The organism is Mycobacterium sp. (assembly GCF_032159765.1).
Lineage (GTDB): Bacteria > Actinomycetota > Actinomycetes > Mycobacteriales > Mycobacteriaceae > Mycobacterium.
In genome coordinates, this window is sequence record NZ_JAVHWM010000134.1 from 77,602 (window position 1) to 101,956 (window position 24,355).

At 65.5% G+C, this 24,355-nt stretch carries 20 protein-coding genes and 2 pseudogenes; 4 read left to right on the forward strand and 18 right to left on the reverse strand.

Annotated features, from left to right (window positions below; translation table 11 throughout):
• Positions 1-155: 155 nt before the first annotated feature.
• From fusA to QOH60_RS15580, 6 genes are all read right to left on the reverse strand, one after another.
• Complete coding sequence (fusA, locus tag QOH60_RS15555) at positions 156-2,258, reverse strand: elongation factor G (protein WP_526421866.1); 2,103 nt, start codon at positions 2,256-2,258, stop codon at positions 156-158.
• 99 nt (positions 2,259-2,357) lie between these two features.
• Positions 2,358-2,828: a 30S ribosomal protein S7 gene (gene rpsG / locus QOH60_RS15560; RefSeq protein ID WP_526421868.1), complete on the reverse strand. Its 471-nt coding sequence runs from the start codon at positions 2,826-2,828 to the stop codon at positions 2,358-2,360.
• Positions 2,828-3,202: a 30S ribosomal protein S12 gene (gene rpsL / locus QOH60_RS15565; RefSeq protein ID WP_007167812.1), complete on the reverse strand. Its 375-nt coding sequence runs from the start codon at positions 3,200-3,202 to the stop codon at positions 2,828-2,830. The genes rpsG and rpsL overlap by 1 nt, the downstream gene beginning before the upstream one ends.
• Positions 3,203-3,510: 308 nt before the next feature.
• Complete coding sequence (locus tag QOH60_RS15570) at positions 3,511-4,095, reverse strand: TetR/AcrR family transcriptional regulator (RefSeq protein WP_526421870.1); 585 nt, start codon at positions 4,093-4,095, stop codon at positions 3,511-3,513.
• Between the two features lie 52 nt (positions 4,096-4,147).
• Positions 4,148-4,675, reverse strand: coding sequence for a DUF3558 family protein (locus tag QOH60_RS15575; RefSeq protein ID WP_526421872.1), 528 nt, complete (start codon positions 4,673-4,675; stop codon positions 4,148-4,150).
• A 1-nt stretch (position 4,676) separates the two neighbouring features.
• Entirely contained in the window at positions 4,677-5,210 is a 534-nt protein-coding gene (locus tag QOH60_RS15580; RefSeq protein WP_526421874.1) for a DUF3558 family protein, read from the reverse strand.
• 123 nt (positions 5,211-5,333) lie between these two features.
• Here QOH60_RS15580 and QOH60_RS15585 point away from each other — a divergent pair, with 123 nt between their 5' ends.
• Entirely contained in the window at positions 5,334-5,702 is a 369-nt protein-coding gene (locus QOH60_RS15585) for a DUF3060 domain-containing protein (protein ID WP_526421876.1), read from the forward strand.
• Between the two features lie 3 nt (positions 5,703-5,705).
• Here QOH60_RS15585 and QOH60_RS15590 read toward each other — a convergent pair whose 3' ends face one another.
• From QOH60_RS15590 to QOH60_RS15615, 6 genes and pseudogenes are all read right to left on the reverse strand, one after another.
• The gene (locus QOH60_RS15590; protein ID WP_526421878.1) at positions 5,706-6,470 is read right to left on the reverse strand and encodes a crotonase/enoyl-CoA hydratase family protein; all 765 of its coding nucleotides are present in this window, start codon (positions 6,468-6,470) and stop codon (positions 5,706-5,708) included.
• A complete protein-coding gene (locus QOH60_RS15595; protein WP_526421912.1) occupies positions 6,467-7,183 on the reverse strand; it encodes a PaaX family transcriptional regulator C-terminal domain-containing protein in 717 nt (238 codons plus the stop codon). The genes QOH60_RS15590 and QOH60_RS15595 overlap by 4 nt, the downstream gene beginning before the upstream one ends.
• Positions 7,184-7,208: 25 nt before the next feature.
• Positions 7,209-8,147, reverse strand: a complete 939-nt coding sequence (locus QOH60_RS15600) for an enoyl-CoA hydratase/isomerase family protein (protein WP_526421880.1) — start codon at positions 8,145-8,147, stop codon at positions 7,209-7,211.
• A gap of 13 nt (positions 8,148-8,160) precedes the next feature.
• Entirely contained in the window at positions 8,161-9,789 is a 1,629-nt protein-coding gene (locus tag QOH60_RS15605; protein ID WP_526421882.1) for an acyl-CoA dehydrogenase family protein, read from the reverse strand.
• 160 nt (positions 9,790-9,949) lie between these two features.
• The gene (locus QOH60_RS15610; protein ID WP_526421884.1) at positions 9,950-10,759 is read right to left on the reverse strand and encodes a CE1 family esterase; all 810 of its coding nucleotides are present in this window, start codon (positions 10,757-10,759) and stop codon (positions 9,950-9,952) included.
• Positions 10,760-10,770: 11 nt separating this feature from the next.
• Positions 10,771-11,621 (reverse strand): annotated as a pseudogene (locus QOH60_RS15615) (CE1 family esterase).
• A 283-nt stretch (positions 11,622-11,904) separates the two neighbouring features.
• On the opposite strand from QOH60_RS15615, the pseudogene QOH60_RS15620 reads away from it, so the two are divergent.
• Positions 11,905-12,099 (forward strand): annotated as a pseudogene (locus QOH60_RS15620) (hypothetical protein); the annotation flags it as partial.
• 51 nt (positions 12,100-12,150) lie between these two features.
• Here the strand turns inward: QOH60_RS15620 and QOH60_RS15625 are convergent.
• On the reverse strand, positions 12,151-12,372 hold the full coding sequence (locus tag QOH60_RS15625; protein ID WP_526421886.1) for a hypothetical protein: 222 nt from the start codon (positions 12,370-12,372) through the stop codon (positions 12,151-12,153).
• Positions 12,373-12,583: 211 nt separating this feature from the next.
• Between QOH60_RS15625 and QOH60_RS15630 the strand changes: the two genes are divergently transcribed.
• Positions 12,584-13,075: a UCP032817 domain-containing protein gene (locus QOH60_RS15630; protein WP_526421888.1), complete on the forward strand. Its 492-nt coding sequence runs from the start codon at positions 12,584-12,586 to the stop codon at positions 13,073-13,075.
• Between the two features lie 56 nt (positions 13,076-13,131).
• On the opposite strand, the gene QOH60_RS15635 is transcribed toward QOH60_RS15630, so the two are convergent.
• Positions 13,132-17,085, reverse strand: a complete 3,954-nt coding sequence (locus tag QOH60_RS15635; RefSeq protein ID WP_526421890.1) for a DNA-directed RNA polymerase subunit beta' — start codon at positions 17,083-17,085, stop codon at positions 13,132-13,134.
• Between the two features lie 45 nt (positions 17,086-17,130).
• Complete coding sequence (gene rpoB, locus QOH60_RS15640) at positions 17,131-20,613, reverse strand: DNA-directed RNA polymerase subunit beta (RefSeq protein WP_526421892.1); 3,483 nt, start codon at positions 20,611-20,613, stop codon at positions 17,131-17,133.
• Between the two features lie 444 nt (positions 20,614-21,057).
• On the opposite strand from rpoB, the gene QOH60_RS15645 reads away from it, so the two are divergent.
• The gene (locus tag QOH60_RS15645) at positions 21,058-22,146 is read left to right on the forward strand and encodes an alpha/beta hydrolase (RefSeq protein WP_526421894.1); all 1,089 of its coding nucleotides are present in this window, start codon (positions 21,058-21,060) and stop codon (positions 22,144-22,146) included.
• A 135-nt stretch (positions 22,147-22,281) separates the two neighbouring features.
• On the opposite strand, the gene QOH60_RS15650 is transcribed toward QOH60_RS15645, so the two are convergent.
• From QOH60_RS15650 to rplJ, 3 genes are all read right to left on the reverse strand, one after another.
• Positions 22,282-23,394: an ABC transporter ATP-binding protein gene (locus QOH60_RS15650; protein ID WP_526421896.1), complete on the reverse strand. Its 1,113-nt coding sequence runs from the start codon at positions 23,392-23,394 to the stop codon at positions 22,282-22,284.
• Between the two features lie 148 nt (positions 23,395-23,542).
• A complete protein-coding gene (rplL, locus tag QOH60_RS15655; protein ID WP_526421898.1) occupies positions 23,543-23,935 on the reverse strand; it encodes a 50S ribosomal protein L7/L12 in 393 nt (130 codons plus the stop codon).
• A 33-nt stretch (positions 23,936-23,968) separates the two neighbouring features.
• The coding region (gene rplJ, locus QOH60_RS15660; protein ID WP_526421900.1) for a 50S ribosomal protein L10 at positions 23,969-24,355 on the reverse strand (387 nt) is incomplete at its 5' end.

Sequence of the window (24,355 nt, forward strand, 5' to 3'; positions counted from 1 at the left end):
CTGGACTTCTGTTGGTGCTTCTTGTAAAGCAGGGTTGATCTTTGCACTTGTAGTTCGCCGCCCGGGCGACAGGTCAGATTACTGCCCCGTCGCCTTCGCGATGCCGATTGCTCGACTCCGGGCCAGCTCCGCTCCTCGGCCTACGGCCTCGATGCTCACTGCCCCGTCGCCTTCGCGATGATCTCCTTCGACACCTGCGCCGGAACCTCGGCGTAGCTGTCGAACACCATGGAGTAGTTCGCCCGGCCCTGGGTCTTCGACCGAAGGTCGCCGACGTAGCCGAACATCTCCGACAGTGGCACATGGGCTTTCACCACACGTGCACCTGCCCGCTCCTCCATGGCCTGGATCTGACCACGGCGGGAGTTCAGGTCGCCGATCACGTCGCCCATGTAATCCTCGGGCGTCGTGACCTCGACGGCCATGATCGGCTCCAGGATCACCGGTTGCGCTTGCTGCGCAGCCTTTTTCAGGACCTGCGAGCCGGCAATCTTGAACGCCATTTCCGACGAGTCGACGTCGTGGTAGGCACCGTCGAGCAACGTCACCTTCAGGTTCACCAGCGGATAGCCGGCCAACACGCCGTACTGCATCGCATCCTGCGCGCCGGCGTCCACCGAAGGGATGTACTCGCGCGGTATCCGGCCACCGGTGACCTTGTTCTCGAACTCGTAGGTCGCCCCATCCTCACCGGTGAACGGCTCGATGGAGATGATCACCTTCGCGAACTGACCCGACCCACCCGTCTGCTTCTTGTGGGTGAACTCGACCTTGTCCACGACGCGCTTGATGGTCTCCTTGTAGGCCACCTGCGGCTTGCCGACGTTGGCCTCGACCCTGAACTCGCGACGCATCCGGTCCACCAGGATGTCCAGGTGTAGCTCACCCATGCCGCCGATGACCGTCTGACCGGTCTCGACGTCCTGGTGCACCTTGAAGGTCGGATCCTCCTCGGCGAGCTTCTGGATCGACAGGCTCAGCTTCTCCTGATCACTCTTGGTCTTGGGCTCGATGGCCACCTCGATCACCGGATCGGGGAACGTCATCGACTCCAGCACGACCTGGTGGTTCGGATCGCTCAGGGTGTCGCCGGTGGTGGTGTCCTTCAGTCCGATCACCGCGTAGATGTGGCCCGCCGACGCCGTCTCCACCGGGTTCTCCTTATTGGAGTGCATCTGGAACAGCTTGCCTAGACGCTCCTTCTTACCCTTGGTGGCGTTGATGACCTGTGAGCCGGAATCGACCTTGCCCGAGTAGACGCGGACATAGGTGAGCTTGCCGAAGAACGGGTGCGTGGCGACCTTGAACGCCAGCGCCGAGAACGGCTCGTCGGTCGACGGCTTGCGCACGACCTCCTCGTCCTCTTTGCCGGGTGCATGGCCAACCGCGGGCGGCACGTCTAGCGGCGACGGCAGGTAGTCGATCACCGCGTCGAGCATGGGCTGCACGCCCTTGTTCTTGAACGCGCTGCCGCACAGCACGAGGTAGGCGTCGGAGTTGATGGTGAGCTTGCGCAGCGCACCCTTGATCTCTTCGACCGACAACTCGTCGCCACCCAGGTACTTCTCCAGCAGCGCCTCGTCGGTCTCGGCGACCGCCTCGAGGAGCTTCGTCCGGTACTCGTCGGCCTTGTCCTGGAGCTCGGCCGGGATGTCGACGACGTCGTACTTCTCGCCGAGCTTCGTCTCGCCGCGCCAGACCTTGGCCCTCATCTCGACAAGGTCGACGACGCCCTCGAAGTCACCCTCGGACCCGACCGGGAGCTGGATCGGAATCACGTTGGCGCCCAGACGATCTTCCATCGTCTTCACGGAGAAATAGAAGTCGGCGCCGATCTTGTCCATCTTGTTGACGAAGCAGATCCGCGGGACGTTGTACTTGTCGGCCTGGCGCCACACCTGCTCGGACTGCGGCTCCACGCCCTCCTTGCCGTCGAACACGGCGACGGCACCATCGAGCACACGCAAACTGCGCTCCACCTCGACGGTGAAGTCGACGTGCCCGGGGGTGTCGATGATGTTGATCTGGTTGCCGTCCCAGAAGCAGGTGGTGGCAGCCGAGGTGATCGTGATACCCCGCTCCTGCTCCTGCTCCATCCAGTCCATGGTGGCGGCACCGTCGTGCACCTCACCGATCTTGTAGCTGATACCGGTGTAGTAGAGGATGCGCTCGGTGGTCGTCGTCTTGCCGGCATCGATGTGCGCCATGATGCCGATATTGCGGACCTTCGTGAGATCGGTCAGCACGTCCTGTGCCACGGGAATTTCACTCTTTCGGTTGCTTGGTTGGTGTTGTCGTTGCGCTCGGAGCCGCGACGGCGGCGACATCAGATCGCGCGGCCGCACTGCCGCCGGCGGTCACCAGCGGTAGTGCGCGAAGGCCCGGTTCGCCTCGGCCATCTTGTGGGTGTCCTCGCGACGTTTCACGGCGGCACCCAGCCCGTTGCTCGCATCGAGAATCTCGTTGGCCAGTCGTTCGACCATCGTCTTCTCGCGCCGTTGCCGCGAGTAGCCCACCAGCCAGCGCAGCGCCAGCGTGGTAGAGCGGTCGGGGCGCACCTCGACGGGAACCTGATAAGTCGCACCGCCGACGCGGCGGCTGCGGACCTCGAGGGCGGGCTTGACGTTGTCGAGAGCGCGCTTGAGGGTGACCACCGGGTCGGTGCCCGTCTTGTCGCGGGCCTGTTCGAGCGCATCATAAACAATGCGTTCGGCCAGCGATTTCTTCCCTTTGAGCAGAATTTTGTTCACCAACTGGGTGACCAGCTGCGACCCGTAGACCGGGTCGTTGACCAGCGGACGCTTGGGTGCGGGGCCCTTGCGCGGCATCAGCTCTTCTCCTTCTTGGCGCCGTAACGGCTGCGGGCTTGCTTGCGGTTCTTCACGCCTTGCGTGTCCAGCGACCCGCGGATGATCTTGTACCGCACGCCGGGCAAGTCCTTCACACGACCGCCGCGCACCAGCACCATCGAGTGCTCCTGCAGGTTGTGGCCCTCGCCCGGGATGTAGGCGGTCACCTCGACCTGGCTGGTCAGCTTGACGCGCGCGACCTTCCGAAGTGCCGAGTTCGGCTTCTTCGGGGTGGTGGTGTACACGCGGGTGCACACGCCGCGGCGCTGCGGGCTGCCCTTAAGCGCCGCGGTCTTCACCTTGGCGATCTTGTCGCGGCGCCCTTTGCGGACCAGCTGCTGGATGGTTGGCATCTACCGGCTTTCTCTTTCGATCTTCAGGTCTCTTGCTTCAGGTCTCTTCAAACTTCTCTGTACTGCGGTTTCGCCCCGCTCGGTCACCCCGAGGCCGGGCGTGTCGCATGCGTCCGCCGTGGTCTCGACCGTGGCTTCGTGGACATGCGAATGGGCCCGGCGTACAGGCATGCGTCAACCGCAGGCGCCTAACAGCCAGGCACGGACCACCACGATACCAGGGCGGATACCGACCAAACAAACTCGTTGTGCCGACCGTCGACGCAGGTCACGACGCAGTTTGTCGCCGCCGACAGCCTTGGGGCTACCTAGCGAGTCTGCATTCCCGCTGCTAGGCGCAGGACCATATCGGAGAACACCGCGTCCACGTCGATACCCGCCATCACCCCGGTCATCTCCAGAAGGACGAAGCCGTGGAGCGCGGCCCAGAACTCCAACGCGGCGTAGAACGCGTCCTCGCCGTCGAGACCGTAGGAGGCCAGCACCGCGAGGATCGGCTCAGCGGCACCACGCGCAACGGCCGTGAACTCCGGGTCGTCACCACCTGCGAGCGGCATCCGGGTGAACGCGGAGTACCGACCCGGGTGGTGATGCGCATAGCTGCGGTACGCGCCGGCCATCACCAGCACGGCGTCGTCGCGGGTGCGGCCCTGCCCGACCGTGCCCAACATCGCGATGATGTCGCCGACCACTCGTTTGCGTACGGATCGGCGCAGGTCATCGAGGCTGTTGACGTGGTTGTACAGTGACGGGCCCTTGGTTCCCAACTGAGCCGCCAGAGCGTTGATCGTCAACGCGTCCCAGCCCTCGCGGTCGAGGAACGTCAGTGCGGCATTGACGATGACGTCGCGGCTCAGCTTGGTCGTTCGTCCCGACCCGCGAGCCGTTGGCACGTCCTATCCTCTTTTCGCCAGTAGACGAGCAACTGTAGCCGTCGCGCGAGGATCAGTTGACGCGGTCCTGTGACAGCTGGGCCAGCCGGTCGACGATCGAGCACAGCTCAGGAAGGCTCGACGGGTTCAATGTCTGGACCGACCAGGTGATCACGTCGGAGCCCTTGGCGACGTACACGCTGCAGACGTTCGGGTCGGCGGCCTGAAAGCCGCCGTTGCCGTGCACCGTGAGTTCCTTGATCTCGCGGCCGGCTTTTTGTTCCAGGGACCGCTCGACGTCGAGATCACTGCCTCGGTACCACCACGTCGAGATTCCCATGCCGGCGCCGACGGTGGCGATCATCGTGTTCTCCTGCCAGAAACAGCCGGCCTCGTTGACGACGACCTTGTCGAAACGTCCCGGTCCGCCGAGGCTGGCGACCTCCTCGTCGGAGACGAGGTTGCACTGACCGCTGCGGAACCCTTCCGGCTTGGGGGTCGGCGACGCCGACGGCGCTTGCGTGGGGGCGCCGCAGCCGGCAACACCGGCGGCAATCGCGACAGCGGCCATCACGCGTCTCGTCGTGCGCAGATCGGTCATCTCAGAGATCCGACGCAAGGGTCTTCGCCAACAGCTCTTGCGCCTTTTGGCACGGATCGATCGCGGCGTCGCCGCGGATCTGGACCCACCAGCTGGCCACCCCCGGATTGGTGGCCGCGGTCGCAGAGCACGCGTTCCCGGTGACCGCCCGACGGGCAGTGAAAGCCTGATGGCGTTCGACGAGGGCGTCGCTGATCTGCGCTTGGTTCGCTTGGGCAAGGGCCCGCTCACGATCCAGGGTGCCGGTCTCGAACCACGAATACGTGAGATCGATGACGGTGGACGTGTGCATGAGTATGTATTGACAGACGGCGCCGCTATACGGACGGACCAGGTGGTCGGCCCCAACCAGTTGCTGAACGGTGATGTCCGCCAACAGCCCGCACCGATCGTCGGTGTATCCGTATCCGTGGTCGGCGACGTTGGCTTTCTCGGTGGCACGCTGAGGCTCACCGGAGACCGTGCGGGAGCAGCCGTCGACGGCCACGACCAGAGACAGGGCCGCGACGGCAGCTGTCAGCGCACGCCAGCTCATTGCTCGACGGTACCGACGGCCACAGGCATCCGCGACCTGGCCGGATCGGCCCAACTGATTCCGCCCGGACCGGTTGCGACGTAGGCTTTGCCCGTCAGGGACACCTGAGACCAGGGGGCGACGTTGAAGCGAACCGTTGCATGTGGTGCAGCCGCCACCTGCCTGATCCTTCCGCTGCTATCGATACCGACGGCGCATGCCCGAGGCGAAGGCGACACCCACATCATCGGCGTCGGCCAGGAGCTGACGTTCGACTGCAACGGCGGAACGCTGTTCGTCAACGGATCGAGCAACCTGATCAACGCCGCCGGCACCTGCTATGCGGTGACGGTCCAGGGCTCTGACAACATCATCATCGCCGACACCGTCACCGACGACATCACCGTGTACGGGTTCAACCAGACGGTGATGTTCCACAACGGCGATCCCTACATCCTGGACCGGGGCCGCGAACTCGGGATGACCAACCACATCGACCGCACGCCGGCCTGAGCGCTACGCCGGCGTGCCGTGCCGACCGGCACCCGCCGCGAAGCGTCCCGCACCTTCCAGCGCCTCAGCTGCCACCCGGGTCAAGTTGCCGAACTCGAAGTCGATCGCGTCGGCCTCCGACATTCCCCACTGATTGAGCGCCGACAGCCGGTCTGCCCGCAGGCACTGCTGGGGCAGAGCGGCCAGCTCGGCCGCCAGCTCCTCGGCAGCTTGCCGCGCTTGGCCTTTCGGCACGACACGGTTGGCCAGCCCCATCGCGTGCGCCTCCGCCGCACCGACCCCTCGTCCGGTGAGGATCATGTCCATCGCGCGGCTGTGCCCTATCAGCCTTGGCAGCCTGACCGTCCCGCCGTCGATCAGGGGCACGCCCCACCGCCGGCAGAACACCCCGAACACTGCGTCCTCCTCGGCGACCCGCATGTCGCACCACAACGCCAGCTCGATGCCACCCGCCACGGCGTACCCGCTCACCGCAGCGATCACCGGCTTCGACAGCACCATGCGCGTCGGGCCCATCGGACCGGGACCGGTGCGGTGCGTCTGGTTGGTCTCCGGTGTACCGAATGCCTTGAGATCGGCACCGGCGCAAAACGTTCCGTTGTCTCCCCACAACACCGCGACTCGTGCGTCGTCATCGGCATCGAACTCCTCGAAAGCGGCCACCAGCTTCGCAGCCGTCGGGCCGTTGACGGCGTTTCGTGCCGTCGGCCGGTTGATGATCACTGTGGTGACATGGCCCCGTCGCTCGACGCGTACCTCGTCGCTCATGATGTCGCCTCCATCAACTCTGATGCGTTCCGTCGTGCCACCAACTCGGCGGCGAATTCTGCGTAGTACTGGCGCAAGGCCGCACCCGGCCAGCTGTCCGGCAGCAGTTCATCGGGCAGCACTGGATCAGTGAGCAGGTGGCGCACGATCGCGGCGGCCGCGATGAATCGGCTGGGAATGTCTGCGGCTGAGGTGCTTTCGTCGAGCAGCTGCTGGCCAGTGCTCGCCCAGCGCTTGAGGTTCCACAACTGGCCGACGAGCTCCTCGGGGCTGTCGTCGTAGCCGTGCAACACCCGGACCCGACGCAGAACATCTCGGGGCAGCTCGACCTTGAGGTTGTCCGGCCGCAACCAGACACCTTCACGAAGTTCGGCAAATCTGCTCTGCTGCAGACTGTTTCGTAATGCCGACCGAGTGCGCGCGTCGACTCCCACAGAGGTGATGATCAGGGTCGTCCACGTCCCGTCCCACGACCTCAGCTGTGGGTTGATCGCGTCGTCCTGGCGCCGCTGGCGTGCGAGAAGTCGGTCGGACAACCGGTAGCCGTCGTCGGAGCGGACGAGATCGCCTGCACTGACCATTCGCGTGAGCGCCACCCGGAGGGTGGCCTCCTTGATATCGAAATCTGCGGTGAGCCTGATCAACTCGGCCGCGGTTGCCCACGCCGGGTGGGCGCCGAGCAGGACGCTGAGGACGACGGAGCGGGCGGTCATCCGGGTCAGCGTGCGCGCCACGATGCTAAACCTGCGACGCGCGGCGGCCGTAGTCGCCGAACGGCTCGTCACGGTGACGCACGGCCTCACGGAAACCGTGCTGGCGCGCATCGGCGACGAAGTCGTGGCCCTCGGGTGTGTGCCGCGCGATCCCGTCGAAGACCGTGGAGACCATCGCGCTGTTCGCGACGCCCTGGCTGTACAGCGCCGTGTTCATCGCAAGCTTCACCATGATCAGCTGGTTCACCGGCACCGCGGCGATGCGTTCCACCAATCGCTCAGTGCGCTCGTCGAGTTCGGCGGGATCCGGCGCCTCGACGGCCAGTCCCCACTCGGCAGCCTGTGCGCCGGTGATGCAATCCCCGGTCAGCAGAAGACGTTTCGCGCGTTGATCGCCGAGGCGGTGCGCCCACATGCCCGCGGCCGGCACACCCCACACACGTGTCGGCGGATAGCCGATCTTGGCGTCAGCGGCGGCGATCACCTGGTCGGCATGCAGCGCGATGTCGGTGCCACCGGCCACGCAGTAGCCGTGAATCTTCACGACCGTCGGCTTGTCGGCGCGCATCAGGCTGGAAAATCCCCGCACGAAGCGGCTCATCATCTGATAGTCGATCATCGGGTCCCATGGCTTGTCCGCCATGTGGTTGATCGCCTGCGTTTTGCCGTCGAGCACGGTGCCCTTGTACGGACTGCCCCCGCCCGCCGATGACGACCCCTCGGCGTAGGCACTGAGATCGAAACCGGCGCAGAACCCTCCCCCGCGGCCGGACACCAGAATCACGTGCACGTTCGGATCGAGATCCGCCTGCTCGACGAGGGCCGAGAGTTCCAGCGGAGTGTCGGCGACGATCGCATTGCCCTTTTCGGGACGGTTGAACGTGATTCGGGCCACCCGGTCGGTGACCTCATAGGTCATCGTCTTGAGGTTGTCGAAGTCGACGGGCCTGATCGCGTGTGTCATGTGCGATCCGCCCTTATCCCTTGACCAGTGCGCGCTCGAGGATCGGCGCGACGTCGACGCCCACGGGCATGGTGCCGAACGCGCCGCCCCACTGGCCGCCGAGCCTTGTCGCGAGGAATGCCTCCGCCACCGCGGGATGGCCGTGCCGGACCAGCAACGAGCCTTGAAGAGCGAGGCAGATGTCCTCAGCGACCTTGCGGGCCCGGTACTGAATCGTCTCGAGATCCTCGAGCTGGGGCCGCAGTCCGTCGACGTGTGCGTCCAGGCGTGGGTCCTGCCCGGAGCTCAGCGCGAGTTCCTTGAAGAGGACCTCGATGCTCTCGGGCCGAGTTGCCATGGCGCGCAACGTATCCAGGGCGCTGACATTGCCGGAGCCTTCCCAGATGCCCATCAGCGGAGCCTCGCGGTACAGCCGCGGCATGCCGGACTCCTCGACGTACCCGTTGCCACCAAGGCACTCCATCGCCTCGCCGGCATGCGGGGTGGCTCGCTTGCACACCCAGTACTTGGCGGCGGCAAGCCCGATCCGGCGCAGCAGTGCCTCAGTCTCGTCACCCCGCGTAGCGTTGTCCGTCGCGCCCGCCATCCGGATCGCGATCATCGTCGCGGCCTCCGCCTCGACGGCGAGGTCAGCAAGCACGTTTCGCATCAACGGCTGGTCAATCAGGTACTCGCCGAAGGCTTTCCGATGCTGGGCGTGGTGGATCGCCCTGGTGAGCCCACTGCGCATGCTCGTGGCACTGCCGAGTGTGCAATCCAGCCGGGTGAGGTTGACCATCTCGATGATCGTGGGAACACCGCGGCCCTCTTCGCCCACCAACCACGCGGTCGCACCGTCGTACTCGACCTCGCTGGAGGCGTTCGCGTGGTTGCCGAGCTTATCCTTGAGGCGCTGCAAGAACATTCGATTGCGGGTGCCGTCGGGCAGCACGCGCGGGAGAAAGAAGCACGACAGCCCTCCTGGCGCCTGCGCGAGCACGAGGAATACATCGCACATCGGCGCGGACGTGAACCACTTGTGTCCCGTAATGCTGTAGGTGCCATCGGCATTCGGCGTCGCCTGGGTGGTGCCCGCACGCACGTCGGAGCCACCCTGCTTCTCGGTCATCGACATGCCGGCGGTGATGCCGACCTTCGTGGCCGGAACCTTGAGTTCCGGGTCGTACTCGCGGCTGGTCAGCAGCGGCTCGTAAACGGCCGCGAGCTCGGGGTTGAAGCGCAGCGCAGGGATAACGGCGTACGTCATCGAGATCGGGCACATATGGCCGGGCTCCGCCGTCCACACCGACGTCTTCGCGGCGCGGACCACATGAGAGCCTGGCCGGTCGTCCTCCCACGGAGCCGCGTGCAGTCCGTGACCGATCGCGACGCGCATCAGCTCGTGGTAGGCAGGGTCGTACTCCACCTCGTCGATGCGGTGGCCGTATCGGTCGTGGGTGCGCAGCACCGGGCGGTGGCGGTCGGCGAGCTCGCCCCACCTTTGCGCCTGCGCGGAGCCGGACAACGCGCCGAGCTCGGTGATCTCGTCGAGGCCCCACTGGCCGCCTTCCCGGATGACCGCCTCGATGAGGACCGGAGAGGCGGCAGGGTTGTAGTTCTCCAGCGGCGGAGCTTGGTTGGTGACGATGTGCGTGTCGGGCATACCCGCAGTATTACATTTTCCCGACAGCCGGACAACAAAGCGTAATACTTCCCGGAGCGGGGAACGCGTAGCCACTGCCCGCATCGTAGAGATTCACGCTATGCAGACGTCCACTCGCACTTCCGCTGCATAACGTGAATTTCGGCGTTGAGAAGGGGCGCTATTTGGAGTGCTGGGCGAAGAATGTCCACAGCCCTGCCTCGAAATCGGTTGGCCACGCATGCCCGCCGTCGGCGTTGGTGATCAGCTCGATCTCGCGATTGTCGGCACACGTCGCCGTCGACGTTGTTCGCGGCGCCACCACGGTCACCACGGGCGGACCGCACGCGTCGACGCGGCGCCAGCCCTCGATGACGTCATTCACCGGAGGGGCATCGACCCGAAACTCCCCGCCTTTGGGCGTGCCACTGAAGGGCACAGTCGCGTCGTCGAGGTTGTGATACGCCAGCACCGAGGTGGGGTGCGGATTCCGGCACGTGTCCACCTGGGTTGAGGCGACGGGGCCGATCGCCGCGAACACGTCCGTGGTGCAGGCCAGCGTGTAGGCCATCATCCCGCCGTTGCTCATTCCGGCGGCATACACGCGGGTCCTGTCGACACCCGGGATACGGTTGACCATCGCGGTGAGGAAGCCGATGTCGTTGATATTCTTCTCAGCCGCTTCACCGCAGCACCCGTGGGCGTTCCAGCTATGACCTACCCCGTCCGGGTAGGCGACCTTGAACTTGTAGGCGTCGGCCTGCTTGTCCCATTTCATCGATCCCTCGACCGGGGCCGATCGTCCGTACAGGCCGTGCAGCATCACGACCAGCGGCGCATTCTGGGGCAGGCCTTTGGGCTCGTAGAGGCGGTAGGTGCGCTCCATGCCGTCGTAGGAAAAGGTGTACCTGTGCGACGGGACGAGGAAATCCTCGATAACGCTGCAGCCGATTACAAGGCTGAGGCTGGCGAGTATCGCAATCAGTCGCACACCGCGCCACTCTATGCGTGGTGGGCGGCGAAGAAATCCCAGAGCCGTTGCGTCGCGAATGCGGGCCACTGGTGCCCGCCGCCGTCGACGGTGATCAAGGCGACGCTGCGGCCATCGGCGCAGCCGGCGGTCGAGGTGGTGACGGGTCCGCGCGTCGAGACGACGGGCGCGCCGCACTGGTCGACGTTGCGCCAGAACGTGTTGAGGTCGGGCACCGGCGGCCCGTTGATGTGAGCGACCCCGGCGCCTGGGCCGCCCTCGCGGGGCGAATCAGCCGGTCGGCGGTGCCGTGGATGTGCATCACGGACGTGGGGTGCGGCGTACGACACGGGTCCAGTTGCGTCGCCGAATCCGGACCTATCGCGGCCAACACATTGGTGTTGCAGGCCAGCGTGTAGCTCATCATGCCGCCGTTGCTGATGCCGGTGGCATAGATCCGCGATCGGTCGATGCCTGCGCCGCTGGAGATCTGGTCGATCATCGCCGTGATGAAACCGACGTCGTCGATCCCGTCGCGGCCGGGCCGGCCACAGCAGCCGTTGACGTTCCAGGCCCGCGCGATCCCGTCGGGATAGGCCACGACGAATTTCGCGGTGTCTGCCAATTGGTCCCACCCGTAGGCTCTTTCGGCTTGCTCGCCACTACCGAAGCCGCCGTGGAGCATGACCACAAGTGGCGCCGACGCCGGCAGGCCGGCTGGTTTATGCACTCGGTAGGTGCGGTCCAGCCCGCCGACGTTAATGACACGGCTGGTGTTGCCGTCGGGGATGTTGGCTCCGGGCTCCGCGGTGCCGCGCGGGCTTGACGAGCATCCGGCGAGCACCACGACCGTCGCGAGCAGCGCGACGATTCGGACCGACACAATTTCACAGTACGGGTGAAAAGCATTGGTTCGGCGCGAGGACGGAGGGTGCCCACCGCAAGCGCTGATAGCATCCGGGCACGAAGCCACCGGGTCACTCGGGAGGGTACGTGGAAGATCCGACGTGGGGACCGGCGCCGCAGCCGCCGTCGCAGTCGCAGCCGCCGAAGCGAGCGAAGCTAGGGCTTGTGATCGCCGCGTTGGTCGGCGTCGTCGGTGTGGCCGCGGTGGTCATCGTTCTCGTCGTCATGAATAAGAACCCCCGAGTTCGCCGGAAGACCAGATCAGGGCGAACGTAGCGGCGGCCGACGCGGCCTGGAACCGCGGTGACGCCACCGCATTTGCAGAGCAGTTCTGCAAGGCATACCGGGCGACGCTGCAGACGAGCAACGAAATACGCAAGAACCTCGACGTGAGCGGGCCAGTCAAAACTGGCGTGGACAACATCGTGGTTTCGGGCGAACACGCCACCGCCACTTTAACGTTCGTCGTCTCGAAGTCCACACCGCACAACAACATTCACCGCGAGTCATTCGTCAAAGAAAGACGGCCAATGGAAGGACTGCGGACCCGCGGAGGGCAACGAGTCGTCGATGCCGCACGGCTGACGCTTAGCTGCTTCCTCCTCCGCAGCCGCCACCGCCGCAGCTAGAGCCGCCACCGCAGCCGCTATGCCCACCCCCGCACCCGCTGTGCCCATGCCCGCCGTGGCCGCCGTGGCCGCCGTGGCCGCCGTCGCTTGACCCGCCACCACAACTTCCGCCCGCGTAGTAGCTGCCCGCTTCGCCGGCACCAGCTCCGGTCGCCCAGTACTTGCGACTTCTCCTGGCACTCCGGCGGGTAGCCATCACCAACGCCGTAAGACATAAAGCCACAAACGCCGCGACGACGATCACCGTCAGAGTGGTGTCGCTCATGGGCAAAGACTACGCCGGGGGTTGCTTTGCACATAGAGTGCAAAGGTGCGGCGCAGCCGTCGGGATCGGTTCGACCGAGTGTTCACCGCAGTGACGGACCTCGAGCTTCCCGAGGCCGTGTTCAAGACGTGCCCATGGCAGCCCCGCGAACTCGTCGATGTGGGATTGCGGCAGTGGCTTCGTTGCTGCGCGCCCGCGCTCGCCGACGACCAGGTGATCGGAATGCCTTCGCATGCGGTGGACGAGGCGTGGCACGGTCTGATCCTGTGCACCGCAAGGTATTCGGCGTTCTGCGAAGCGGCGTACGGCCGGTTTCTTCACCATCATCCCGACGGCGGCGCGCCTAAAAGCGTTTCAGGAGTTAACGATCCGCCCGATGAGCAGCTTCGCCGGACGGTCCTCGCGTGGACCCTGGTCGCAAGGCCCGGTGAAAAGTGCGTGCTGTGGGATCTCGACGAACATGTCGGGGTCGACAAGCCGTGGGGTCTGCCCGCTGCCCGGGTTGCCGAGATTGAAGCCGCTGTGGCCAGACCCTGACGCCGAGCACGAAAAAGCCCCCGCGACCGAAATCGCGGGGGCCCCTTCGTAATTGACTAGCGGTAGTCGCTGTAGCCGTAGTCGTCCAACGGCACTGCGGCACCGGTGGCCTGGCCGAAGTCGGGGCTGTAGTACTGATCCTCGTAGCTGGGGATCGTGTACGCGGCGGCCCTGGCCTCTTCGGTCGGCTGCACCTGGATGTTGCGGTACCGGTTGATGCCGGTGCCTGCCGGGATCAGCTTGCCGATGATCACGTTCTCCTTCAGACCCTGGAGCTTGTCGCTGCGACAGTTGATGGCCGCATCGGTAAGCACACGTGTGGTCTCCTGGAACGAGGCCGCGCTCAGCCACGAGTCGGTGGCCAGCGACGCCTTTGTGATACCCATCAGCACCGGGCGACCGGCCGCGGGCTCGCCACCCTCGGCCACCACCCGACGGTTGGCGGACTCGAACTCCGAGCGTTCGGTCAGCGAACCGGGCAGGAACTCCGTGCTGCCCGAGTCGATTATCGTCACGCGCCGAAGCATCTGCCGGACAATCACTTCGATGTGCTTGTCGTGGATCGACACACCCTGCGCGCGGTAGACCTCTTGGACCTCGTGGACCAGGTGCAGTTGCACCTCACGCGGGCCCTGTACGCGCAGCACTTCGTGCGGATCGGCCGAGCCCTCCATCAGCTGGTCGCCGACGTCGACGTGGTCGCCGTCACGCACGAGGCCTTCGGTACCGTCCTCGTGCACAACGACCTTCAGCCGCTGACGACGAGACAGCTTGTCGTACACGATTTCTTCGCTACCGTCGTCCGGAATGATGGTGATCTTGTAGAACTTCTCGCCCTCTTCGATCCGGATCCGTCCGGCGACCTCGGCGATGGGCGCCTTGTCCCGCGGGATGCGGGCCTCGAACAGCTCCTGCACCCGAGGCAGACCACCGACGATGTCAGCGCCGCCGGAAACGCCACCCTGGTGGAACGTCCGCATGGTCAGCTGCGTGCCGGGCTCACCGATCGACTGCGCGGCGACGATGCCGACCGCCTCGCCGATGTCGACGAGCTTGCCGGTGGCCATCGAGCGGCCGTAGCACATCGCACACACACCATTGGCGCTCGCGCACGTCAGCACCGACCGGACCCGCACCTGCGAAATGTCGTTGGCCAACAACAGGTCGATCGCGGGGTCGCCGAGATCGTGACCCTTCTCGACGAGCACGTTGCCCTTCGCATCGGTCGCGTCTTCGGCCAAAGTCCGTGCGTACGCCGAGGTTTCGACGTACTGGTCCTTGACCAACTCGCCGCCTTGGCGCTCCGCGAGCCGGACGTTGACGCCGCGCTCGGTGCCGCAGTCGTGCTCGCGAACGATCACGTCCTGCGACACGTCCACCAGACGACGGGTCAGATAGCCCGAGTCGGCGGTACGCAACGCGGTGTCGGCCAAGCCCTTTCGTGCACCGTGCGTGTTGATGAAGTACTCCAGCACGGTGAGGCCCTCACGGAAAGACGACTTGATCGGCCGCGGGATGAACTCACCCTTCGGGTTGGTCACCAAGCCCTTCATGCCTGCCAACGTCCGCGTCTGGGTGAAGTTACCCGTCGCGCCCGACTCCACGATCGTGATGATCGGGTTGTCCGGCGGGTAGTGCGACCGCAGCGCCTGGCCGACCTCCTCAGTGGCGTCCTGCCAGATCTTCACCAACGCCTCGTTGCGCTCGTCGTGGTTGAGCGCGCCGCGCTGGTACTTCTTCTCGATCCCGTCGGCTTCCTTCTCGTAGCGCTCGAGGATCTCGCCCTTCTCCGGTGGCACCAGCACGTCGGCCATCGACACGGTGACACCCGAGCGGGTGGCCCAGTAGAAGCCGGCGTCCTTGAGCTTGTCGACGGTCTGCGCGACGACGATCATTGGGTAGCGCTCGGCCAGGTCGTTGATGATCCGGGCCTGGACCTTCTTGTGCATCTGCTCGTTGATGAACGCATAGCCCCGAGGCATCAGCTCGTTGAACATCACCCGACCGAGCGTGGTCTCGATCATCCACGGATCGCCCAACTTCCAGCCCTCGTCGCCGAACAGCTCGGCTTCGAGTTCGGCAGGCGGCCGCAGCTGCGTCAGACGCACCCTGATCCGGGCACGCACGGACAGTGCACCGCGGTCCATCGCCATGATGGCTTCGGCCGGTGAGCTGTACACACCCGACTCCGGTCGATCCTTGGCGGCAGGCTGGTATTGGCCTGTGTCGCCGGGAACCTCGGTGGTCAGGAAGTACAGGCCGGTCACCATGTCCAGACGCGGCATGGCCAGCGGCTTGCCCGATGCCGGCGACAGGATGTTGTTGGAGGACAGCATCAGGATGCGGGCCTCGGCCTGCGCCTCCGCCGACAGCGGCAGATGCACGGCCATCTGGTCGCCGTCGAAGTCGGCGTTGAAGGCCTCACACACCAGCGGGTGAAGCTGAATCGCCTTGCCTTCCACCAGCATCGGCTCGAACGCCTGAATGCCGAGGCGGTGCAGCGTAGGTGCGCGGTTCAGTAGGACGGGGTGCTCGCCGATGACCTCTTCGAGAACGTCCCACACCTGCGGACGCTGACGCTCCACCATTCGCTTGGCGCTCTTGATGTTCTGCGCGTGGTTGAGGTCGACGAGCCGCTTCATCACGAACGGCTTGAACAGCTCCAGCGCCATCAGCTTGGGCAGACCGCACTGATGCAGCTTGAGCTGCGGGCCGACCACGATGACCGAACGGCCGGAGTAGTCGACGCGCTTGCCGAGCAGGTTCTGACGGAACCGGCCCTGCTTGCCCTTCAACAGATCCGACAGCGACTTCAGCGGACGGTTGCCCGGCCCGGTGACAGGGCGGCCGCGCCGGCCGTTGTCGAACAGCGCGTCCACCGACTCCTGCAGCATCCGCTTCTCGTTGTTGACGATGATCTCGGGCGCGCCGAGATCGATCAGCCTCTTGAGGCGGTTGTTGCGGTTGATCACGCGGCGGTACAGGTCGTTGAGGTCGCTCGTGGCGAACCGGCCACCGTCGAGCTGCACCATCGGGCGCAGTTCCGGCGGGATCACCGGCACCGCGTCGAGCACCATCCCCATCGGCGAGTTGCCCGACTGCTGGAACGCCGCGACCACCTTCAGGCGCTTGAGGGCGCGAAGCTTCTTCTGCCCCTTGCCACTTCGGATGACCTCACGCAGGATCTCCGCCTCGGCGTCGATGTCGAAGTTCTCGATCAGCTTCTGGATCGCCTCGGCACCCATCGAGCCGATGAAGTACTCCCCGTAGCGGTCGACGAGCTCGCGGTAGAGCACCTCGTCGACGATCAGCTGCTTGGGAGCCAGCTTGGTGAACGTCGTCCAGATCTCCTCGAGCCGGGCCAGCTCGCGCTGAGACCGATCGCGCAACTGGCGCATCTCGCGCTCGCCACCGTCGCGCACCTTGCGGCGCACGTCGGACTTGGCGCCTTCCTTCTCCAGCTCGGCGAGGTCGGCCTCGAGCTTCTGGGCACGCTCGGCCAGGTCGATGTCACGCTGATCCTCGATGGCCTTCTTCTCGACCTCCATCTCGGCGGACAGAGTCGACATTTCGTTGTGACGCATCTCGTCGTCGACGGCCGTGATGACGTAGGCCGCGAAGTAGATGATCTTCTCGAGATCCTTTGGCGCGAGGTCCAACAGGTAGCCCAGCCGCGACGGGACGCCCTTGAAGTACCAGATGTGCGTGACCGGCGCGGCCAGCTCGATGTGGCCCATCCGCTCACGACGCACCTTGGCGCGCGTCACCTCGACGCCGCAGCGCTCGCAGATGATGCCCTTGAAGCGGACGCGCTTGTACTTGCCGCAGTAGCACTCCCAGTCGCGAGTGGGTCCGAAGATCTTCTCGCAGAACAGGCCGTCCTTCTCCGGCTTCAGCGTGCGGTAGTTGATGGTCTCCGGCTTCTTGACCTCACCGAAGGACCAGTTACGGATGTCCTCCGCAGTGGCAAGGCCGATGCGGAGTTCATCGAAGAAGTTGACGTCTAGCACGTAACTCCCTTTCCCCTTTCGGGACTAGAAATCAAAAACAAATACCTAAGCAAGGTCTTCGACAGAAGCAGATTCGTTGCGGGACAAGTTGATTCCCAGGTTCGCCGCAGCGCGCTCCAGGTCCTCGTCGTCGCCGTCGCGCATCTCGATCGCGGCGCCGTCCGAAGACAACACCTCGACGTTGAGGCACAGCGACTGCAGCTCTTTGAGCAGCACCTTGAACGACTCGGGAATGCCCGGCTCGGGGATGTTCTCGCCCTTGACGATCGCCTCGTACACCTTGACCCGGCCGACCGTGTCGTCGGACTTGATGGTCAACAGCTCCTGCAGCGTGTACGCCGCGCCGTAGGCCTGCATGGCCCAGCACTCCATCTCGCCGAACCGCTGACCACCGAACTGCGCCTTACCGCCCAGCGGCTGCTGGGTGATCATCGAGTACGGGCCAGTGGAGCGCGCGTGGATCTTGTCGTCCACCAGGTGGTGCAGCTTGAGGATGTACATGTAGCCGACCGTCACCGGGTACGGGAACGGTTCGCCGCTGCGGCCGTCGTAGAGCACGGCCTTGCCGTCGGAGTCCACCAGGACGTCGCCGTCGCGGCTTGGCAGTGTCGACGACAGCAGACCCTGCAGCTCCTCCTCGCGGGCGCCGTCGAACACCGGCGTCGCGACGATCGTCTCCGGCACCGCCTCCAGCATCGCTTCGGGCAGATTGGCCGCCCAGTCCGGCGACCCGTCGACCTTCCAGCCGCTCTTGGCCACCCACCCCAGGTGGGTCTCCAGGATCTGACCGATGTTCATCCGTCGCGGCACACCGTGTGTGTTCAGGATGATGTCGACAGGGGTGCCGTCGGGCAGGAACGGCATGTCCTCGACCGCAAGGATCTTGCCGATCACGCCCTTGTTGCCGTGCCGGCCGGCGAGCTTGTCGCCGTCGGAGATCTTGCGCTTCTGCGCGACGTAGACCCGGACCAGCTCGTTGACGCCGGCTGGCAGCTCGTCGTCCTCGTCGCGGCTGAACATCCGCACGCCGATCACCTTGCCGGACTCACCGTGCGGCACCTTCAGCGACGTGTCGCGCACCTCGCGCGCCTTCTCGCCGAAGATCGCGCGCAGCAGCCGCTCCTCGGGGGTCAGCTCGGTCTCGCCCTTCGGGGTGACCTTGCCAACAAGGATGTCGCCGTCGCGGACCTCTGCACCGATGCGGACGATGCCGCGCTCGTCGAGGTCAGCGAGCACCTCGTCGGACACGTTCGGGATGTCGCGGGTGATCTCCTCGGCGCCCAGCTTGGTGTCTCGGGCGTCGATCTCATGCTCCTCGATGTGGATCGAGGTGAGAACGTCCTCTTCGACGAGCCGGTTGGACAGGATGATCGCGTCCTCGTAGTTGTGCCCCTCCCACGGCATGACGGCGACGAGCAGGTTCTTGCCCAGGGCCATCTCGCCCTGATCGGTACACGGACCGTCGGCGATCACCTGACCGGTCTCCACCCGCTGCCCGGCGTCCACGATCGGGCGCTGGTTGGCGCACGTGCCGTGGTTGGACCGGGCGAACTTGCGCAGCTGGTAGCTGCGCCGGGTGCCGTCGTCGGCCATCACGGTGATGTAGTCGGCCGACACCTCCTCGACCACGCCGCTCTTCTCGGCGACGACGACGTCGCCGGCGTCGATCGCGGCACGCAGCTCCATGCCGGTGCCGACGAGCGGGGCCTCGCTGCGTACCAGCGGCACCGCCTGACGCTGCATGTTCGCGCCCATCAGCGCGCGGTTGGCGTCGTCGTGCTCGAGGAACGGGATCATGGCCGTGGCCACCGACACCATCTGGCGCGGCGACACGTCCATGTAGTCGACTTCAGCGGAGCTGACGTACTCGACCTCGCCGCCCTTGCGTCGCACCAGAACCCGGGATTCGGTGAACCGGCCCTCGGGGTCGATCGGCGAGTTGGCCTGCGCCACGACGTGGCGGTCCTCCTCGTCGGCGGTCAGGTACTGGATCTCGTCGGTGACCACGCCGTCGACGACCCTGCGGTAGGGCGTCTCGATGAAGCCGAACGGGTTCACCCGCGCGTACACCGACAGCGACCCGATCAGGCCGATGTTCGGACCCTCCGGGGTCTCGATCGGACACATCCGGCCGTAGTGGCTGGAGTGCACGTCGCGGACCTCGAGGCCGGCGCGCTCACGGGACAGGCCGCCGGGGCCGAGCGCCGACAGGCGGCGCTTGTGGGTGAGGCCGGACAGCGGGTTGTTCTGGTCCATGAACTGCGACAGCTGGCTGGTGCCGAAGAACTCCTTGATCGCGGCAACGACCGGACGGATGTTGATCAGCGTCTGCGGCGTGATCGCCTCGACGTCCTGGGTGGTCATCCGCTCGCGGACCACGCGCTCCATGCGGGACAGGCCGACCCGGATCTGGTTCTGGATCAGCTCCCCGACCGTGCGCAGGCGGCGGTTTCCGAAGTGGTCGATGTCGTCGACCTCGACGGGCACCTCGACGCCGCCGGGCGCCGTCATCAAGGTCTGGCCCTCGTGCAGGCGCACCAGGTACTCGATGGTGGCGACGATGTCCTCTTCGGTCAGCGTCGACGTGGTGATCGGCTCGCCTGCGTGCAGGCCCAGCTTTTTGTTGACCTTGTAGCGGCCCACCCGGGCCAGGTCATAACGCTTCTCCTTGAAGAACAGGTTCTCCAGCAGCGTCTGCGCCGACTCCTTGGTGGGCGGCTCGCCCGGACGCAGCTTGCGGTAGATGTCCAGCAACGCCTCGTCGGTGCCTGCGGTGTTGTCCTTCTCCAGCGTCCCCATCATGATCTCGGAGAAGCCGAAGCGCTCGCGGATCCGCTCGTTGGTCCAGCCCAACGCCTTGAGCAGAACGGTGACGGGCTGGCGGCGCTTGCGGTCGATCCGGACGCCGACGGTGTCGCGCTTGTCGATGTCGAACTCCAACCATGCACCGCGACCGGGGATCACCTTGACGGAGTGCAGGTCTTTCTCAGTGCCCTTGTCGACGGAGTGGTCGAAGTACACGCCCGGCGACCGGACGAGCTGGGACACGACGACGCGCTCGGTGCCGTTGATGATGAAGGTGCCCTTCTCCGTCATCATCGGGAAGTCACCCATGAACACCGTCTGGCTCTTGATCTCGCCGGTGTTGTTGTTGATGAACTCCGCCGTCACGAACAGCGGCGCGGCGTAGGTCTGGTCCTTCTCCTTGCACTCGTTGACCGGCGCCTTCACCTCGTCGAAGCGCGGATCGGAGAATGACAGCGACATCTGTCCCGAGAAGTCCTCGATCGGGGACAGCTCTGTGAGAACCTCTTCCAAGCCGCCTACCGGCGCCACGTCCCCGCGCGCGGTGGCCATATCACGCCAGCGCTCGGAGCCGATGAGCCACTCGAACGAGTCGGTCTGCACGTCGAGCAGACCGGGAACCTCAAGCGGTTCACGCAACTTTGCGAAAGAGATTCGATCGGGGGCTCCGGGTACGGAGCTGTTGGCTGTAGCTACTGACTTGCTCTGGCGGGAGACTGCCAAGATGCGTCCTTCCAGCACCTCATGCGACATACAGCCTGGCTGATCCGGCTTCGTCGCTCATCTGCGTCGGTTCACACCGGCTGACGACCTGTCCGGTTCACGAGAGCACGCACAGCACGCCCGTCGAGGGCTCAGGCGTGGACCACGGTGTCAGGTGCAGGTGAGGTGGGCAGGAGGCAGCCAGCGCAACGTCCAACCATACCGCAGGACGGCGTATTCCTCAACCGCGGGCATGCGGAACTAAAGGCGCTGGCTGGCGTCCTGTACTGCGAACAATCCACATGCTGCCCAACAGACTGACGCGTCCAACGCGCCCAGTCAAGAGGAAACGCCATGATGATGGCCTCGGCGCCGTAAAAAATCTGTGCATATCGGGGATGCCGGCGCGTGGTCCGAACGTTGTAGCTGTGTTCGTCTACCGGAACGCACGAGGGAGCCGCGAAGGTGTTGACCAGAAGCCCCGCATGGCGCTCCCGGCTGCCCCGGCGCTGGACGGGCCGCGTCAGGCTGACCGGTGACGCCCTGCTGATGCCGCTGCGCAACCGCGATGGGGCGCCGGTCGACGTTCGTGACAGAGCGAACCGAGCGTGGCTGCACGGCGAGCGCGCACGCCTAGAGGCGGAGCTCGGCCGGTGGGACGCCGCGCACCCGCCGACCCGGCGGCGTCTGCGGTTGCCGCGCAGGACTCGCGGTGATCGGCTGCGCTCGAGGCTGCGCGCGCTCGACGGGTTGCAGATGAGCTTGGACACCTACACCGACATTCGCTTGATCGCCTTCGACTGCTCGGGCAAGAACGTCAAAGCGATTGTGGCGCACGGTAATCCAGAAATTGCCGATCATGTGGTGGTGTCGGTTCCCGGTATGGGCGCGCAGGTGGACTTCGCGTGCACCGTCGAGGGCATGGCCAGGGAGACGGCCTCGGTGCGCGACGAGGCGCTCGCGCAGCTCGAGCGCGTTGGTCGCGGCGGCGAGACCGTCGCCGCCGTGGCCTGGATCTGGTACGACACGCCACCCTGGCAGGGATCGGCGGCGCTTCGCGGGCGCGCTTTCCGCGCGGCACCGGCCTTGGCCAAGTACCTGCGTGCCGTGCGCGAGACATCCGTACACCCGCGCCTGCACCTGACGCTGGTCGGTCATTCGTACGGATCGCTGGTCGCCGGCCTGGCGTTGCATGACGGCGCCGGCGCCGTCGTCGACGACTATGTCGCCTACGGATCGGCGGGTTTCTACGCCCGCGACGAGGCCCAGCTCGGGATGGAACCGGGCCGAGTGTTCGTCATGCTCGCCCCGGACGACTGGATCCGGTTCCCGGCCCAGCTCGGCCTGTTCGGGGGCGATCCCGCCGCCGGCGCCTTCACTCGGTTGTCCACCGCTGCCGCGACGACGGCCGACGGTGTGCGCAGGGACGGCGCGTCCGGGCACGCGGGATACCCCCGGTCGTTCAGCCTGGACGGCCGAGAGATGTTGTTCACCACGGGCTACAACGTGGCCGTCGTGGCGGCGGGCCTGACCGAGTTGGCCGTGCGCCTCTAGTTCTGTGCCGCGCCCAACGGGCCCGTCAGCGTGTTGACCAGTGTGACAAGCAGAATGTCGAAGAACCCGGCTGCGGCCGCGAGAATGACACCGAGCCGTGCCCGGTCGGTCGTCATTCGGTGCCCCGAATGGCGCCTAGCGTTCCTCGACCGCCGGGATGCGTCCGGTCGGTGCATCGTCGCTATAGCGCGCGGTGGGTGCGTCGTCGCCGTAGTGGCGGCCCTCCGTGGCATCGCTGTCACCGAACTCGCTCGCGTGGTACTTGTGCGTGCCCTCGAGGTCGTCGCGGATCGCTTCCTGCGCGGCAGGCGGCAGGGTGGGCAGAATCTGCGCGACGCGCTCGCGTCTGCGGTTGACGGCTTGCCGCTCCGGCATGCCCGGCGTCGCCATGATCTGGGGCGGCACGCCCTCGATCTCTTCGACGCCGCCGTCGTGGTGACCGGCGTCGGCCATCGCCTGTTCCTCGGCCATCGTCGACTCGTCCTTCTCCTCGGACATGCCGATCGGACCGAGCCGGCGGCCGTTGAGGAACTGACGCACGACGGGCTCGTCGCTGGTCAGCAGCACCTCGCGCGGGCCGAACATGACGAGATGCTTGCGGAACAGCATGCCCATGTTGTCCGGCACCGTCCGGGCGATGTTGATGTTGTGCGTGACGATCAGGATGGTGCAGTCGATCTGGGCGTTGATGTCGATCAACAGCTGGCTCAGGTAGGCCGTGCGGACCGGGTCAAGGCCGGAGTCGGGCTCGTCGCAAAGGATGATCTGAGGGTCGAGCACCAGGGAGCGGGCCAGGCCGGCACGCTTGCGCATACCGCCGGAGATTTCACCGGGGAACTTCTTCTCGTCGCCGGTGAGGCCCACCATGTCGAGCTTCTCCATGACGACGTTGCGGATTTCGCTTTCCTTCTTCTTCGTGTGCTCACGCAGTGGGAAAGCGGTGTTGTCATACAGGCTCATGGATCCGAACAGCGCGCCGTCCTGGAACATCACGCCGAATAGCTTGCGGATCTCGTAGAGCTCCTTGGAAGAGCTCTCGATGATGTTGGTGCCGTCGATGACGATGCTGCCGCGCTCCGGGCGCAGCAACCCGATCAGCGACTTCAAGAAGACGGATTTGCCGGTACCCGAGGGGCCCAGGAGTACGCTGACCTCACCCGGCGGTAGGTCGAACGTGACGTCTTCCCAGATTCGCTGGGAACCGAAGGACTTGGTCAGCCCCTGAACCTGAATGCCGATGCCCGTCACGCGCGATCCTTCCAGTCTTCTCGCCACGGCCCTCCCGCTTGTGGCTTGAGTCACTGTAGCTTACGAGCGCAGGAGCCAACACTTATCGGGCCAGGTTGTGACATGCGAAAGGACCGCTCCGGGGCGGGGGCGGCCCTCTCTGCGGGACTTACTTGACGGTGACTGTCGCGCCGGCGGCCTCGAGCTTCGTCTTGGCCTCCTCGGCGGCTTCCTTGGGCGCGTTTTCGAGGATCGCCTTCGGAGCGCTGTCGACGAGATCCTTTGCCTCCTTGAGGCCCAGGCCCGAGACGATCTCGCGGACGACCTTGATCACGCCGATCTTCTTTTCGCCGGCGGCCTCGAGAACGACGTCGAACTCGGTCTGCTCTTCGGCGGCCTCAGCGGGCGCACCCGCGGCGGCACCGGGGGCGGCGGCGACCGCGACTGGCGCCGCGGCGGTGACCTCGAAGGTCTCCTCGAACGCCTTCACGAAGTCGGAGAGCTCCAGCAGCGTCATCTCTTTGAACGTGTCGAGCAACTGGTCAGTGGACATCTTGGCCATGGTGGTGGTCCTTTCTTAACGGGGTTTTTGTGGTTATTCGGCGGCGGCCGGTTCGGGCTCGGCAGCCGGTTCTGTCTCGGTGGATTCGGGTGCGGAGTCGGATGCGGCAGCCGCGGGTGACTCGCTTTCCTTCTTCTCCTGCAGCGCGGCGAGCAGCCGTGCCACCTGCGACGCCGGAGCGTTGAACAGGCCGGCGGCCTTGCTCAGATTGCCCTTCATCGCGCCTGCCAGCTTCGCCAGCAGCACCTCGCGCGACTCCAGGTCGGCGATCTTCTCGACCTCGGCGACCGTCAGCGCGCGGCCGTCCATGTAGCCGCCCTTGATCACCAGTGCCTTGTGGTCCTTGGCGAACTTCTTCAGCGCCTTCGCGACATCGACCGGCTCGCCGGTGACAAATGCGATCGCCGTGGGACCGACGAA

Excerpts from the sequence above, each read along its gene's own strand:
- rpsL (WP_007167812.1), bottom strand. The coding sequence starts at position 3,202 with ATGCCAACCATCCAGCAGCTGGTCCGCAAAGGGCGCCGCGACAAGATC.
- QOH60_RS15595 (WP_526421912.1), bottom strand. The coding sequence starts at position 7,183 with ATGACCGCCCGCTCCGTCGTCCTCAGCGTCCTGCTCGGCGCCCACCCG.
- QOH60_RS15600 (WP_526421880.1), bottom strand. The coding sequence starts at position 8,147 with ATGACACACGCGATCAGGCCCGTCGACTTCGACAACCTCAAGACGATG.
- rpsG (WP_526421868.1), bottom strand. The coding sequence starts at position 2,828 with ATGCCGCGCAAGGGCCCCGCACCCAAGCGTCCGCTGGTCAACGACCCG.
- QOH60_RS15605 (WP_526421882.1), bottom strand. The coding sequence starts at position 9,789 with ATGCCCGACACGCACATCGTCACCAACCAAGCTCCGCCGCTGGAGAAC.
- rplL (WP_526421898.1), bottom strand. The coding sequence starts at position 23,935 with ATGGCCAAGATGTCCACTGACCAGTTGCTCGACACGTTCAAAGAGATG.
- QOH60_RS15575 (WP_526421872.1), bottom strand. The coding sequence starts at position 4,675 with ATGACCGATCTGCGCACGACGAGACGCGTGATGGCCGCTGTCGCGATT.
- QOH60_RS15580 (WP_526421874.1), bottom strand. The coding sequence starts at position 5,210 with ATGAGCTGGCGTGCGCTGACAGCTGCCGTCGCGGCCCTGTCTCTGGTC.
- QOH60_RS15590 (WP_526421878.1), bottom strand. The coding sequence starts at position 6,470 with ATGAGCGACGAGGTACGCGTCGAGCGACGGGGCCATGTCACCACAGTG.